15 protein-coding genes are annotated in these 13,394 nt (G+C 61.3%); 9 read left to right on the top strand and 6 right to left on the bottom strand.

Going from position 1 to position 13,394, the window contains the following annotated elements:
* Positions 1-371: 371 nt before the first annotated feature.
* Together EGY12_RS17865 and EGY12_RS17860 are read right to left on the bottom strand one after the other, a co-directional pair.
* The gene (locus EGY12_RS17865) at positions 372-2,465 is read right to left on the bottom strand and encodes a prolyl oligopeptidase family protein (RefSeq protein WP_123894825.1); all 2,094 of its coding nucleotides are present in this window, start codon (positions 2,463-2,465) and stop codon (positions 372-374) included.
* Positions 2,466-2,659: 194 nt separating this feature from the next.
* Positions 2,660-3,223, bottom strand: coding sequence for a helix-turn-helix domain-containing protein (locus EGY12_RS17860; RefSeq protein WP_123894824.1), 564 nt, complete (start codon positions 3,221-3,223; stop codon positions 2,660-2,662).
* Between the two features lie 114 nt (positions 3,224-3,337).
* On the opposite strand from EGY12_RS17860, the gene EGY12_RS17855 reads away from it, so the two are divergent.
* From EGY12_RS17855 to EGY12_RS17845, 3 genes are all read left to right on the top strand, one after another.
* Positions 3,338-4,522, top strand: coding sequence for a benzoate/H(+) symporter BenE family transporter (locus tag EGY12_RS17855; protein ID WP_123894823.1), 1,185 nt, complete (start codon positions 3,338-3,340; stop codon positions 4,520-4,522).
* 86 nt (positions 4,523-4,608) lie between these two features.
* Positions 4,609-5,274, top strand: coding sequence for an O-methyltransferase (locus EGY12_RS17850; RefSeq protein WP_123894822.1), 666 nt, complete (start codon positions 4,609-4,611; stop codon positions 5,272-5,274).
* A 24-nt stretch (positions 5,275-5,298) separates the two neighbouring features.
* Positions 5,299-5,802, top strand: a complete 504-nt coding sequence (locus EGY12_RS17845) for a cupin domain-containing protein (RefSeq protein WP_123894821.1) — start codon at positions 5,299-5,301, stop codon at positions 5,800-5,802.
* On the opposite strand, the gene EGY12_RS17840 is transcribed toward EGY12_RS17845, so the two are convergent.
* Positions 5,767-6,621 carry an aminoglycoside phosphotransferase family protein gene (locus tag EGY12_RS17840; RefSeq protein ID WP_123894820.1) on the bottom strand — a complete coding sequence of 285 codons (855 nt, stop codon included), beginning with the start codon at positions 6,619-6,621 and terminating at the stop codon, positions 5,767-5,769. The genes EGY12_RS17845 and EGY12_RS17840 overlap by 36 nt on opposite strands.
* 181 nt (positions 6,622-6,802) lie before the next feature.
* On the opposite strand from EGY12_RS17840, the gene EGY12_RS17835 reads away from it, so the two are divergent.
* On the top strand, positions 6,803-7,183 hold the full coding sequence (locus EGY12_RS17835) for a RidA family protein (protein ID WP_123894819.1): 381 nt from the start codon (positions 6,803-6,805) through the stop codon (positions 7,181-7,183).
* A 718-nt stretch (positions 7,184-7,901) separates the two neighbouring features.
* Here the strand turns inward: EGY12_RS17835 and EGY12_RS17830 are convergent.
* Positions 7,902-8,282 carry a nuclear transport factor 2 family protein gene (locus tag EGY12_RS17830; protein WP_123894818.1) on the bottom strand — a complete coding sequence of 127 codons (381 nt, stop codon included), beginning with the start codon at positions 8,280-8,282 and terminating at the stop codon, positions 7,902-7,904.
* Between the two features lie 276 nt (positions 8,283-8,558).
* Here EGY12_RS17830 and EGY12_RS17825 point away from each other — a divergent pair, with 276 nt between their 5' ends.
* The gene (locus EGY12_RS17825) at positions 8,559-8,828 is read left to right on the top strand and encodes a hypothetical protein (RefSeq protein ID WP_004938382.1); all 270 of its coding nucleotides are present in this window, start codon (positions 8,559-8,561) and stop codon (positions 8,826-8,828) included.
* On the opposite strand, the gene EGY12_RS17820 is transcribed toward EGY12_RS17825, so the two are convergent.
* Positions 8,825-9,217 (bottom strand): nuclear transport factor 2 family protein, encoded by a 393-nt coding sequence (locus EGY12_RS17820; RefSeq protein ID WP_004938379.1) that lies wholly within the window; start codon positions 9,215-9,217, stop codon positions 8,825-8,827. The two genes, EGY12_RS17825 and EGY12_RS17820, sit on opposite strands and share 4 nt — an antisense overlap.
* 230 nt (positions 9,218-9,447) lie before the next feature.
* Between EGY12_RS17820 and EGY12_RS17815 the strand changes: the two genes are divergently transcribed.
* The 4 genes from EGY12_RS17815 (at position 9,448) to gstA (ending at position 12,416) form a co-directional block, all read left to right on the top strand.
* Complete coding sequence (locus EGY12_RS17815) at positions 9,448-10,113, top strand: HD domain-containing protein (protein WP_123894817.1); 666 nt, start codon at positions 9,448-9,450, stop codon at positions 10,111-10,113.
* A gap of 95 nt (positions 10,114-10,208) precedes the next feature.
* Positions 10,209-10,472, top strand: a complete 264-nt coding sequence (locus EGY12_RS17810; RefSeq protein ID WP_123894816.1) for a DUF3811 domain-containing protein — start codon at positions 10,209-10,211, stop codon at positions 10,470-10,472.
* A 361-nt stretch (positions 10,473-10,833) separates the two neighbouring features.
* The gene (gene dapA, locus EGY12_RS17805) at positions 10,834-11,718 is read left to right on the top strand and encodes a 4-hydroxy-tetrahydrodipicolinate synthase (protein ID WP_123894815.1); all 885 of its coding nucleotides are present in this window, start codon (positions 10,834-10,836) and stop codon (positions 11,716-11,718) included.
* Between the two features lie 92 nt (positions 11,719-11,810).
* The gene (gene gstA / locus EGY12_RS17800; protein WP_123894814.1) at positions 11,811-12,416 is read left to right on the top strand and encodes a glutathione transferase GstA; all 606 of its coding nucleotides are present in this window, start codon (positions 11,811-11,813) and stop codon (positions 12,414-12,416) included.
* Between the two features lie 42 nt (positions 12,417-12,458).
* Here gstA and pdxY read toward each other — a convergent pair whose 3' ends face one another.
* Positions 12,459-13,319, bottom strand: a complete 861-nt coding sequence (gene pdxY / locus EGY12_RS17795; RefSeq protein ID WP_123894813.1) for a pyridoxal kinase PdxY — start codon at positions 13,317-13,319, stop codon at positions 12,459-12,461.
* Positions 13,320-13,394 lie beyond the last annotated feature (75 nt).

Here is a 13,394-nt window from a genome sequence, read left to right as displayed (position 1 = left end):
AGGCGAAACCGCCATGGACGGCGGTTTCAGGTGAGACAGGCAGGGACGCCTGTCGCAACCGGCCTCAATGCGTTATGGCGGAGGGAGGACAAATCTGCCTGGAGCAGATTTGAACGCTGCTTGCAGCGGCCCCGAAGGGGCGAGGCCCAGGGATGGGCTGAGTAAAGTTGGCAAAGCCAACCATCTGATAGGGCAAAGGCGCGGGTTGCCAGGGGCCGCGCCTTCGGTCCCTGGCTCGGTCGAGGTGCGTGAGCCACATGGGGCATCTCACTTTTATCGACCGAAAATGTCACGAACGCCTGCATAAAAACGCTAACTGACAAGCATTAGGGTTAACGCCCCGGCGTTTTTTATGCCTGCAAGAAAAAGGCTTACGCTGACCTGGGCGTGCCGCTCAGGTTCGCCCACATGAATTCGCTTACCAGCGCGCTGTGGAACGCCGCCTGTTTCTTGTCGGCGGCAGCGCTGTGCCCGCCTTCGGTATTTTCATAGAAATAAGCCTGCTGATACCCCATCGCCTGCATGCGCGCCGCCATTTTGCGCGCGTGGGCCGGGTTGACCCGATCGTCGCTGGTCGCGGTATAGAACAGTACCGGCGGATAGGCCGTCTGCGCCTGAATGTTGTGGTACGGCGAGAAGGCCTTGATGTAGGCCCACTCCTCCGGCTTGCTCGGGTCACCGTATTCGGCGATCCACGACGCGCCGGCCGAAAGCTGGGTATAGCGCTGCATGTCCAGCAGCGGCACTTCGCAGACGATGCAGCCGAACAACTGCGGATACAGCGTCAGCATATTGCCCACCAACAGACCGCCGTTGCTGCCGCCCCGCGCGCCCAGATGCGGCGCCGAGGTCACTTTGCGTGCAATGAGATCTTCGGCCACGGCGGCGAAATCCTCGTAGGCGCGATGGCGGTTCTGCTTGAGCGCCGCCTGGTGCCAGGCCGGGCCGTATTCGCCGCCGCCGCGAATGTTGGCCACCACGTACACCCCGCCGCGCTCCAGCCAGGCCGGCGCCTTGCCGCCGAGATAGCCCGGCAGCAGCGGCACCTCGAACCCGCCGTAGCCATACAGCAGCGTCGGCGTGCTGCCGTCCGGTTTGAGATCTTTGGCGGCAATCTGGAAATACGGCACGCGGGTGCCGTCCTTGGAACGCGCAAAATGCTGGCTCACCTGGTAGCCTGAGGCATCAAAATCCTGCGGCGCCTGTTTCAGCAGCGTCGCCTCACCGCCGTCGAGATTGCCCATGTACAGCGAGGTCGGCTGCAGGAACCCGCTGACGGTCAAGAAATAGGCGTTGCTCTCTTCGTCGATGCCGCCGGCGGAAATGGTGCTGATGGCGCCGGGGTTGCCCAGCGGGCGACGTTGCCAGCGGCCGCCCTGCGGCGTCAGTACTTCCAGCCGGTTGACCACGTTATCCATGATGCTGAGGATCAGATGATCGCGGGTGCCGCTGTAGCCGCTCAGCGCCTGCTCCACCGTCGGGGTAAACAACAGCTGCAGCTCGCGCTTGCCCGCCAAATAGTCATCGAAGTTGGCCGCCAGCAGCGCGCCGGACGGATAACGCTTGCCGCCCACGTCCCAGTCACTGCTCAGTTTGATCAGCAGCCATTCTCGATGCGTATCCAGCTCGGCGTCGGCCGGGATGTCGACTTTTTTCTGCCGGCCGTCCTGCATCAGCAGGAAATAGTCTCGGCGATAGAAGTCCAGGCTGCGGCCGACAAAATCGCGCTCAAAGCCTGGCGTACGATCGTGATAGGCGAAGACCGCCATGTCCTCGGGCTGCGCCTCGTACAGCGTTTCGGCGGCGCTCAACGGCGTGCCGCGCCGCCAGCGTTTGGCGATGCGCGCGTAGCCGGACTGGGTCATTGAGCCGGGGCCGAAATCGGTGGCGATGAACAGCGTGTCCCGATCGACCCAGGAGACCCGGCTTTTCGCCACCGGCACGTTAAAACCGTCTTTGACGAAGCGTTTGGCCACCAAATCGAATTCGCGGATCTCAGTGGCGTCACCGCCGTCCGGCGACAGCTGCATCAGGCAATAGCGGTATTCCGGCGCCAGCGGCTGCGAACCTTGATAGACCCAATCCTTGCCCTCTGCCTTGCCCAACGCATCGATATCCAGCACCGTCTCCCAGGCCGGTTTGGGCTTGCGGTACTCGTCCAGCGTGGTGCGCCGCAGCAGGCCGCGCGGGTTGGCCGGATCCTGCCAGAAGTTGTAATAGTACTCGCCGCGTTTGCTCACCCACGGGATCTGGGTGTCTTTATTGAGGATATCCAACACCTCGCGCTCAATGCGCTGGAAGTCTTCGCCTTGGGCAAAGCGCGCCACGGTGCGCTGATTTTCCTGCTGCACCCATTGCAGCGCCTTTTTACCCTGCAGCTCCTCCAGCCACAGGAATTCATCGCCGGCGGCCGCGCCGCCCTCTGCCGCCATCGCCAGGCGGATACTGTTGGGTAATGAAGTCATCGCGAATACGGCTCCTGCGGTTTGTGCACTGAGTTTAATAAACTGACGTCGATTGGTGACCGGCAAAATCAAGCTCCTTTTGAGTCGGCTGCAATGCCACCCCGTCGCGGGCGACAGCCTGTGAAATAAGAGTCATTTTCAACAAGGTAGGCGTTTGACGGCGCGGAGTCAAAGCCCGCGGCCGCCGCGTTGAGTCAGGATTGAGGATAGTGGATCAGATCGTGGATACGCACCGTTTGTGAACTGGCGTTACGGTAAGCGTGCGGCCGATCGGCCTGAAAGCGCATCGCCTCGCCGGCGGCCAGGCTGTGCCATTCGCCGTCTATCGCCAACTCCAACCGGCCGCTGATCACGATGACATGTTCGATCACGCCCGGCTCATGGGGCGACGACTCGCTGAGCGCGCCCGGCGCGAGATCGATGACGAACATATCGAAACCCAGTTGACGATCGTACGGAAACAGCGGCACCACGCGCATGTCGGCGTTGTTCTGATCGTACACCGGCAGATCGCCGTAGCGATGCAGCGTCGCCTGCTGCTGCGCGGGGGAGGCTTCAAGAAAGGCGGAAAACGCCACGTTGAAACCGGTGGCAATCTTCCACAGCGTCGCCACCGTCGGGCTGGATTCGCCGCGTTCGATCTGTCCGAGCATCGCCTTGCTGACGCCGGTGTATTCCGCCGCCTGCGTCAGGCTCCAGCCGCGCTGTGCGCGCAGCGTGCGAAGGGTGTGCGCCAAATGGCCGGCAAGTTCCTGCATTCTGTTCTCCTTTGCGTATCGTGCCGATTATACCCTCTTGTGCGCTATAACGCACGGTGCTATGCTGATTTCTCAATGTGCGTTATAACGCACAATCACCGATTGGAGCTTCTCATGCGCCCAGCCCTCTCCCTGCGCCATCTGACCCTGCCCGCCGTCATGGCCGGCTTTGTCGCCGTTCTGGTGGGTTACACCAGCTCTGCCGCGATCATTTTTCAGGCCGCCGCCGCCGCGGGCGCCACGCCGGCGCAGATCGGCGGCTGGCTGAGCGCGCTGGGGATCGCGATGGGCGTCACCTCGCTGGGACTGTCGCTTTACTATCGCACCCCGATCCTCACCGCCTGGTCGACGCCCGGCGCGGCGCTGCTGGTCACCAGCCTGCCCGGCACCCCGATCAACGAGGCGATCGGCGTGTTTATCTTCGCTTCCGGTCTGATCTTGCTGTGCGGTATCACCGGGTTGTTCGCCCGCCTGATGGACTACATTCCGCAGGCGATTTCCGCCGCGATGCTGGCGGGGATCCTGCTGCGTTTCGGCCTGGACGCCTTCGCTTCGCTGCAGCTCAATTTCCCTCTGAGCGCCGGCATGGGGCTGGCCTATCTGCTCAGCCGCCGTTATCAACCGCGCTACGCCATCGTGCTGACGCTGGCGACCGGGCTGGCGATCGCCGCGCTGCAGGGCAATATCCAGCTGACGCAGCATGCGCCGGCGTTCGCCATGCCGGAATTTATCGCGCCGCACTTCAGCTGGCCGAAGCTGCTGGGCATCGGCGTGCCCTTCTTCGTGGTGACCATGGCTTCGCAGAACGCCCCCGGCATCGCGACGCTGCAGGCGGCAGGCTACCGCGTGCCTACGTCACCGCTGATCGCCTGGACGGCGCTCACCGCGCTGCTGCTGGCGCCGTTCGGCGGCTTCTCGGTGTGCATCGCCGCGATCACCGCCGCCATCTGCATGGGGCCGGACGTGCATCCCGATCCGCAGCGGCGCTATATGGGCGCGGTGGCCGCCGGCGGCTTCTACCTGCTGGCCGGGCTGTTCGGCGGCGCCATCGGCCTGCTGTTCAGCGCGTTGCCGGTCGCCCTGATCCACACCATTGCCGGGCTGGCGCTGCTCGGCACCATCGGCGGCAGCCTGCAGCGCGCGCTGCATGATGAGAAACAGCGCGATGCGGCGCTGATCGCCTTCCTCATCACCGCCTCCGGCGTCACCTTGCTGGGCATCGGTTCAGCCTTCTGGGGCATTGTCGGCGGCGCCATCGCCCACCTGCTGCTGTCGCTACCGCGGCGAGAAGCAGCATAAAATGCCAAACGCACGCCGCGCATTGACAAGCTCGGCGGCGACGCCTTCACTTGGTGGGCACACTGCGTTTCCCGCACGAGGCCCGCATGAAAGAAAAGGAACAATGGTCCCAGGTCGATCGCTATATCGTTGACAACCTGGTAGAACAAGATGATGCCCTGTTGCAGGCGCTGGCGACCAACGCCGCCGCCGGGCTGCCGGCGCATGATGTGGCACCGAATCAGGGCAAACTGCTGCAGCTGTTCGCCCGCATGGTGAACGCCAAACGCATTTTGGAAATCGGCACGTTGGGCGGCTACAGCACCATCTGGCTGGCACGCGCGCTACCGGCAGACGGTAAATTAATCACGCTGGAAGCGGATGAAAGCCACGCCGCCGTCGCCCGCCAGAATATCACCCGCGCCGGTCTCGACGGCCTGGTTGAGCTGCGCGTCGGCCCCGCCATGACTCACCTGCCGACGCTGCACACCCTGGCCCCCTTTGATCTCATCTTCATCGACGCCGACAAACCGAGCAACCCGGATTACCTACGTTGGGCGCTTAAGCTCGCGCGCCCAGGCACGGTGATTATCGGTGACAACGTGGTGCGCGATGGCGCGGTCACCGACGCCGCCAGTACGGACGCCCGTGTACAAGGCGTACGCGAGTTCTTCACGATGATGGCCCAGGAACCCCGCTTGACCGCTACCGCACTGCAAACCGTAGGCAGCAAGGGCTGGGACGGATTTTCTCTGGCTATCGTCAACTTTTAAGTGACAATGTCACAAAGGAAGCCTATGACTGAGAAAGCTGCGCTGTTAGCTCAGCGCTTGATACGCAATGTCGAACGGGTGGATAAGCAACACGATCGGCGGCCGCCGTTGTATGACAGCGTTGGCGCGCGTCTCGGCACCGGCACCGCCGCCGACAAGCTGGGCGCCTCCTTCGATTGCGTGGCGCCGGGCATGCGTTCCTGCCCCTACCATTTTCACTACGCTCAGGAGGAAATGTTCATCATTCTGGAAGGCAGCGGTACGCTGCGGGTGGCCGGAGAAATGCTGCCTATCGTCAGCGGGGATGTCATCTTCATTCCGCCGGGCCCGGAATACCCGCACCAGATAATCAACACCTCCGATGCGCCGCTGAAGTACCTATCCGTCAGCACGCGCGAGCAGCCGGAACTGGTGATGTACCCGGATTCCGGCAAATACCAGGCGATGGCGCGCAGCGCTGGCGGCGAGCAGGTACGCTACCTGCAGCGCCCTTCAACCTCGCTCGATTACTGGCAGGATGAACCCTGAATCGCCGTCCGGCAGCGGGAGATCCAATGCGCGCGCCGCCAACTCGGCCACGCGGAAATCGATATCCGCCGCCTGCCCGTCTTCCATAAACCAGGCGGCGGAGAGCCCCGACCAGGCCAGGATCCATTGCAGCAAGCGCCGGCGCTCCAGCCCGGCCAAGCGACAGACCTGTTCCACACGACGCTGGAAAATGGCCGGATCGGTGGCGATGCCGTAGTTGGGATTGCAGAAGATGTTGGCGTAATCGAAGCCCCGTTCGCCGTACAAACGCTTGGGATCGATCGCCAACCAGCCGCGTTCGCCGAAGTCGAGCACGTTGTCATGATGGATATCGCCGTGCAGCACGCTCTCTTCTCGCGAGCTGCTCAGCAGCTCCGCCGCCGTCGTGGCGCTGAGACGCAGCATGCCGCCGTGCGCTTGTGCCGCCGGCCACAGCGAGCTGAACCACTCCTGCAGCGGGATCAGCTCTGGCAACGGCGCCGCGCGCGGCGCATGTAAGGCGGCGACCGCCCTGCACAGGATCTGCGTGGCCTGCTCATCGTCACCGTCACGCACCAGCTGCGCCAACGAACCTTCACCCTGCGCGCGCTCCAGCAGAATGCCGTCGTCGTGCCACGCCAGCACCCGCGCAGCGCCTTCCCCGCGCCACCAGCACATCAGCTGGCCGCCGAAGCGCTCCTCCTGCTCGCGGGCGATCTTCAGCATGGCGGCCTCGCCCCGGTACCGCACCGGCATCAGCAGACTGCTGTGAGTTTCGAAGGCTTTGCCGTCCTGTTCCAATTGCCAGCGTTGCAGGTAGGGAGTAAAAAGCGGGTTCATCGTCTCATGCGTCCTTGTGGCCGAGCTGCGCCGCACTGTCACATTCGGGTGAGAAACGGCGTGTAAAATAAAGAAGAATGATACTCTCAAATATCATCGGTGAGCGGCGCCTGGCGCCGTTTCCCCAGTATCCTAACCAAGTTTTTCGATTTTATTAACCGGTCTTGCGCGGGGTTTGATCATGACATCATTAAAACGCACGAATTATCCGCAGTTGCCTACGCCGGGCGGCCCCTATGTACATGCGGTGCGCCACGGCGATCGCCTGTACGTGTCGGGATTGACGGCCTTCGCCACCGACGCTCAGGGACTGAGCGCGCCGGAGCAAACGCAGGAGATCCTGGAACAGCTGGTGACCATCGCCGCCAGCGAAGGCGTGAATCTCAAGGCATTGATTAAAATCAGCGTGTTCCTGACCGACATCGCCGATCTGGCGGGCGTGCGCCCGGTGCTGTTTGACTATTTCGATGGCGCGCTGCCGGCCTGTTCATTGATGGCGGTCAGCGCGTTGTTCTCACCGCAGGTGTGCGTGGAGATAGAGGCGGTGATGGCGTTGCAATAATGCGCGACTAGAGCACAATGCTGATTCAGTTAAGCGTTTTTCTGCAGGCGTTCGTGACATTTTCGGTCGATAAAAGTGAGATGCCCCATGTGGCTCATGCACCTCGACCGAGCCAGGGGCCGAAGGCGCGGCCCCTGGCAACCCGCGCCTTTGCCCTGTCAGACGGTTGGCTTTGCCAACTCCCCTCTCTCCGCCATACCGCATTGAGGCCGGTTGCGACAGGCGTCTCTGCCTGTCTCACCTGAAACCGCCGTCCATGGCGGTTTCTCCTAATGCGCTATGCCTGCGTTCGGCGTCTTCAAGGGCGCCTTACACTTGTGCTCATCTCCAACTTCTCTTCTCTGCCATAACCTCATAAAGGACGGGTTGCCCGGTAGCCACCAGCTCGGGTGTTGACCTTTGGCGCGCATCACCGGCTGCCGAGCAAGACGGCATTGTCAGGGGCAACCGGCCAGGGAAGGCCGGTTGAGGCGAGACTAACAGGGACGTTTGTCGTAGCCGACCCGCCCGACAATGCAGACGCGGCGAGGGTATCCGCACAGCGGACAGACGGTGTTAAGCGAAGGCGCGGGTGGAGGGGCCGCGCCTTCGGCCCCTCCAATTGCCGTTCATGTTGGCCACAAAGAAATGCGGAACATTGACGGCAATTCCCCTGCACAGAACGCCCAGAGGCTGGATAAGAAAAATGCCACTCAGGCTTAAGTGAGCAGTATTGCGGCTAGAGCGCGCCCTCATCCGGCACGCAGGGGCCGATCTTGAACCAGGCTTTGGCGATCCGCCCCTGCTCCACTTCGTAGATAGCGATGACATCCATTTTGCCGCGCCCCTGCGGGAAGTTGCGCGTCACTACCTCCTGATCGACCACCATATTCCCCACCGCCATGCGTTTTATCCGTTCGCCGTACAGGCTAGGCTCCTGGAAGCGCGCCAGATGCCGTTCGCGAATCGCCGCCTTGCCGCTGGCCAGCAGCGTGTCGGGATGCTCGTAATACTGCGCGTCGTCCGCCCAACAGGCCATGAAGGCGTCGATGTCGCGGGCGTTATAGGCGTCAAGCTGTTGTTGAACCACATCCTGCGGGCGTGCCGTTTTATCGTTCATCACATCCTCCTGCCGAAATTAACCGCCGCATGTATCGAACCCATCATGTTAACCGCCCAGTGCTGCAGCTTGATGACACGGCGAATTTTGAATAAAAACCCAAAAATATCGAATAAATAACCTATCACGACCAATGGACAATTCAAGCACCCGCGCACAAATATTCTGCGCCGCGCCAGGGGCAGTGAAAACCGCATGGCGCCGCGCGTTAATCTTTGCGACGGTGAGGGAAATTCTGCTAATTTAGCGTGAACAGCCTGATGATAACGAACCGCTATGCAGCAAAAACCGGTGTTGGACGAAGCCAGACAGTTGAAGCGACTCAACGCCGCCACGCGGCGTCAATCCCACATGTATAAATGGATCGCGCTGATTGCGGCGCTGGATGCGCTGTTGGTGTTTTGGTACGACCGGGATATGCGCAACGTCACCTTCTCGGGAGCGGTTGCGCTGGTGTGCGGCTATCTGTGGATCCGCGATCGCAACAAGGCCCGGGGTTACCGGCGCGAGTTCGACCGCAAATTCGGCAAGCGCAGCGGCGATTAAGGCTGCATCGCTTCCAGCACTTTAGCGCTGTCGACAATCTGCACGAACTTCACGATTTTGCCGGCGCGCAGCGTATAAATATGCGCAAAAGAGGCGCTGAAGGATTTGCCGGTGGCCCGGTAGGTACCGTGATAAAAACCTTGCGCGATCACATTGTCGCCGGCGTCGTAAAAGTGGTCGACATCGGCGCGGTAACCTTGCCATTCGCTGCCCAGGCGCTGATGCACGTTCTTGATGATGTTCTCCGGGCCGATATAGGTACCGGCGTAGGGGAAACCGGCGGCTTCGGTCCACTCGGCATCGGGGGCCAGCGCCGCCAGCAGATTACGGCCGTTTTCTTCGGAACTGCCTTCATAGGTTGCGCGCACTATCTCAAGAGGGGTTGGCATGTCTCTTCTCCAATGGCTGATGAGGATATTCCGGCCATCTCCGCGGACACAGGCTCTCACCAAGCGGAGACGGCGGAATGCGGCTATTCTAGGTTGCTTGTTTCGCTGCAAAAACCGCAGTTATGACAATAGTGGGTTGCACTTTAGTAAACAATAGCCGTTTTGCTGTCATTCTCCCGGCATCCGATGCGGCTATGCTGATTGACCGATTCCCCTAACAGGAGCTGAACGTGTCTTTACCTTCGCTGACGCAAGAGCTGTTACAACCTTTTTCCCCCTACCAGGCGCTGGCGCAAACGTTACTGCCGCTTACCCTCGAGTCGGACGACGGTTCGCATGACGTCGCGCACCTGCACCGGGTCTGGAAGAACTGCCGCCGAATCAGCAAGCTGGAAGGCGGCGACCGGCGCATTCTCTGCGCAGCAGTGCTGCTGCACGACGCCGTCGCGGTGGAAAAAAACTCGCCGCAGCGCCATCTGGCCTCGCGCATGGCGGCGGAGCAAGCCACGTTGACGCTGGCCCGGCTGGAATGGGCGCCGGCGGATATCGCGGCGGTGGCTCACGCCATTGAAGCGCACAGTTTTTCCGCCGGCATCCCGCCGCAAACGCTGGAGGCGAAGATCCTGCAGGATGCCGATCGCCTCGACGCCATAGGTCTTATCGGCGTGGCGCGCTGCTTCTATATCGGCGGCCGCATGCGCAGCGCGCTGTATGACGCGGCCGATCCGCGGGCCGAACATCGTCAATATGACGACAAGCGTTTCAGCCTGGATCACTTCGAAACCAAGCTGTTCAAACTGCAGGACGGTTTCCAGACCGCCGCCGGGCGGCACATGGCCGAACTGCGTACCGCACGCATGCGGCGCTTTGTCGACGATCTGCTGGAAGAGGTGTAATGCCGGCTGACCGGGCATTTTCGTTATGCCCATAACATTTTCGGTCATATAACGTCGTTAAACTGAAAGCCAACTTCACCGAACGGGCGGCACAGATGAAAAAGTTGACGTTGAAAGAAATGACGGAAAGCGAACAGCGGGAAGTGAAAACCGAACTGGACAAGGCGCGCAAAAGCCATGGCAGGCCGCTGACCAACGCCGAACAGCACAAGGTCAAGGATGAAGTGGTGGCGCGCATCATGGCCGCCAGAGAGAAGCTCGCCAAGGCGGAGCGCGCAGAACGCAAGGCCAACCGCTATCGGCCGAGCGGCGACACCTTCAGCTGGTCCGCCACCATCGGCTCCCGCCCGCCGCGCTGAGCCGGCCAAATCCTCCCCGCCATCGCGGGGATTTTTATTTATTAGCCAAACTCATTCCCACCGACGAATCATGAATAACAATGTTATCAATCTGTTGTAAATTGACAGCCTGATGAAGAATATTCATTATCACCCCACTTCCCCTTTTCACGAGACTGCCATGGCCTATCCACGCAACGCTGACATTCTGATGACACCTGCGTTGCCTGTTGGCGGCTTGGCGGCGATTAAATCGAAGAAACAGACGCTCATTTGACCGGGGCGAGCTGTCCCGTCAGATGAGCTGACTGGATGGCACGCAACGCCCCGCCTTCAATTTTCTCATCTGGCTTCTCTGTCGGTCACACAGAAGGAATATTTTATGGCCTCATTTTCCGGTATTTGGGTAGCGATGGTTACCCCTTTCAATCACGATGCCGTCGATCTGCCGGCAGTGAAACGCCTGGCGCGGCACCTGCTCGATGCCGGTGTCTCAGGTCTGGTGGTCTGCGGCTCCACCGGTGAAGCCGCCGCGCTGAGCAAAGAAGAACAGCTGGCGGTGCTCGACGCCGTGCTGGAGGTGGCGCCCGCCCATCAGGTCGTGATGGGCCTGTCCGGCAATAACATGGTCGCCACGCTGCAAATGCAGCAGGCCATTCAGCTGCGCGACATTGCCGGCGTGCTGATCCCGGCACCTTACTACATCCGCCCTTCGCAATGCGGCCTGATCGACTATTTCACCCAGTTGGCCGACGCCTCAACCGTGCCGGTGATTCTGTACAACATTCCGCAGCGCACCGGCATTGCCATGGAGCTGGCCACGTTGCGCCAGCTCGCACGCCATCCGCGCATCACCGCCATCAAGGACTGCGGCGGTAACCCTGACGCCACCATGGCGCTGATCGCCGACGGCGAAATCGATGTGATGACCGGGGAAGACAATCTGATCCTCACCACGCTCTGCCTCGGCGGTACCGGCGCCATCTCCGCCGCCGCGCATGTTCACCCGGAGCGCTTCGTTCAGCTGACGCAGCAGGTCGCCGCCGGTGATTTGGCCGCGGCACGCAGCAACTTCTATGAGCTGCTGCCGATGATCCACCAGATGTTCAGCTTCCCGAATCCGGCGCCGGTCAAGACGGTGCTGGCCCAGCAGGGGCTGATCGCCAACGAGTTGCGTTCGCCGATGCAGGTGGCGCCGCAGGCGCTGCAACAGCAGATCGCCGCAACGCTGGCCCAGCTGCAGCCTGCCGAGGCGCTCATCGGTTAAATTTGTTAGCTAAGCCGCTGTAATTTTGGCGCTATGGGACTACGATGAGAGGTTAAGCATGCCCGTCATTCGTCATCAACAAGGAGCTTCCGATGAAACTGTTCTATAAAGCCGGCGCCTGTTCGCTGTCCCCGCATATAGTGCTGCGTGAGGCAGGGCTGGATTTTACGGCGGAGAAGGTCGACCTGGCGCAGAAGAAAACCGAGAGCGGCACCGATTACCTCGCCATCAACCCCAAGGGACAGGTACCGGCGCTGCTGCTGGATGACGGTAGCCTGCTGACCGAAGGCGTGGCGATCGTGCAATACCTGGCGGATCGCGTGCCGGATCGCAACCTGATCCCGGCGGCGGGCACCCTGTCGCGCTACCACGCGATCGAATGGCTGAACTACATCGCCACCGAGCTGCACAAAGGATTCAGCCCGTTGTTCAACCCGAAAACGCCCGAGGAATACAAAACCATCGCGCGCGCCAAGTTGGAACAGCAGTTCAGCTATCTGGATTCGGTGCTGGCGAAGCAGCACTTCCTGTTGGGAAGCCGCTTCAGCATAGCCGACGCCTACCTGTTTACCGTGTTGCGTTGGGCATTCGCCCTGCAGTTCGACGTGCGCAAGCACGCCCATTTGGCGGCCTGGTTCGATCGCGTTGCGGCGCGCCCGGCGGTGGATGCGGCGCTGAACGCCGAAGGATTGAAGTAAAGATTCGGGGCTCCGGCGGCTATCGCCGGAGCCCGATGACACTTACAGTTTGACCGCTTTAAACTCGCTACGCGGCTGCACAATCCGATCCTGCGCCGCCACCACCTGCAGTTCGTACTCGCCCATCTCCTGCGTAGTCAGCATCACCTCATACACGGCGGCGGTCACGTGCTCCAGTGCTTTATCCAGCGCCTCACCCTTCAGCAAGTCCACCAGCAACAGACCACTGGTCAAATCACCGACGCCGACCGGCTGCCGCGCGCCGAAGTCCACCAGCGGACGGCTGATGTGCCAGGCCTCGTCCGCCGTCACCAGCAGCATTTCGAAGCAGTCGGCGTGATAGCCCGCACGTGCCAGATGCTTGACCAGCACCAGCCGCGGCCCTTTGTCGATCAGCGCACGGGCGGCCTGCACCGCATCGTCCACGTTGGCGACGGCCATCTGACTCAGCATCTCCAGTTCCAGCAGGTTCGGCGCCATCATGTCGCTGCACGGCAGCGCCTGGCGGCAGTGAAACTCGGCCACGCCCGGCGCCACGATGCAGCCCTTTTCCGGATGTCCCATCACCGGGTCGCAGAAATACCAGGCATTCGGGTTCGCCTGCTTAACCTGGCGCACAATCTCCAGAATATGGTCGCCCTGCTCCGGCGAACCGATATAACCACTCAACACCGCATCACAGCGCTTCAGTTGATCGATATTGGCGATGCCCTGCGCGATCTCGGTCAGATGATTGGCCGGCATGACGCAACCGGTCCACTGGCCGTATTGCGTATGATTGGAGAACTGCACCGTGTTCAACGGCCAGACATTGACGCCCATGCGGCGCATCGGAAACTCCGCCGCACTGTTGCCGGCGTGACCAAACACCACGTGCGACTGGATAGAAAGAATGTTTTTCATCGACAGAACTCGTTCGAAATACGGCAGCCGGGCAGCTGCGCAAAAATAAAGGGGCCGCCAGGGCCCCTTACCGTC

This window comes from Serratia sp. FDAARGOS_506, from assembly GCF_003812745.1.
GTDB lineage: Bacteria > Pseudomonadota > Gammaproteobacteria > Enterobacterales > Enterobacteriaceae > Serratia.
This window is presented reverse-complemented; position numbering and strand designations above follow the sequence as displayed.

Bases quoted from the DNA above. Each gene is read 5' to 3' on its own strand.
- EGY12_RS17830 (WP_123894818.1), bottom strand. From the start codon at position 8,282: ATGAACGATAAAACGGCACGCCCGCAGGATGTGGTTCAACAACAGCTT.
- EGY12_RS17845 (WP_123894821.1), top strand. From the start codon at position 5,299: ATGACTGAGAAAGCTGCGCTGTTAGCTCAGCGCTTGATACGCAATGTC.
- EGY12_RS17825 (WP_004938382.1), top strand. From the start codon at position 8,559: ATGCAGCAAAAACCGGTGTTGGACGAAGCCAGACAGTTGAAGCGACTC.
- dapA (WP_123894815.1), top strand. From the start codon at position 10,834: ATGGCCTCATTTTCCGGTATTTGGGTAGCGATGGTTACCCCTTTCAAT.
- EGY12_RS17855 (WP_123894823.1), top strand. From the start codon at position 3,338: ATGCGCCCAGCCCTCTCCCTGCGCCATCTGACCCTGCCCGCCGTCATG.
- EGY12_RS17820 (WP_004938379.1), bottom strand. From the start codon at position 9,217: ATGCCAACCCCTCTTGAGATAGTGCGCGCAACCTATGAAGGCAGTTCC.
- EGY12_RS17810 (WP_123894816.1), top strand. From the start codon at position 10,209: ATGAAAAAGTTGACGTTGAAAGAAATGACGGAAAGCGAACAGCGGGAA.
- EGY12_RS17860 (WP_123894824.1), bottom strand. From the start codon at position 3,223: ATGCAGGAACTTGCCGGCCATTTGGCGCACACCCTTCGCACGCTGCGC.
- pdxY (WP_123894813.1), bottom strand. From the start codon at position 13,319: ATGAAAAACATTCTTTCTATCCAGTCGCACGTGGTGTTTGGTCACGCC.
- EGY12_RS17865 (WP_123894825.1), bottom strand. From the start codon at position 2,465: ATGACTTCATTACCCAACAGTATCCGCCTGGCGATGGCGGCAGAGGGC.
- gstA (WP_123894814.1), top strand. From the start codon at position 11,811: ATGAAACTGTTCTATAAAGCCGGCGCCTGTTCGCTGTCCCCGCATATA.
- EGY12_RS17835 (WP_123894819.1), top strand. From the start codon at position 6,803: ATGACATCATTAAAACGCACGAATTATCCGCAGTTGCCTACGCCGGGC.
- EGY12_RS17840 (WP_123894820.1), bottom strand. From the start codon at position 6,621: ATGAACCCGCTTTTTACTCCCTACCTGCAACGCTGGCAATTGGAACAG.
- EGY12_RS17850 (WP_123894822.1), top strand. From the start codon at position 4,609: ATGAAAGAAAAGGAACAATGGTCCCAGGTCGATCGCTATATCGTTGAC.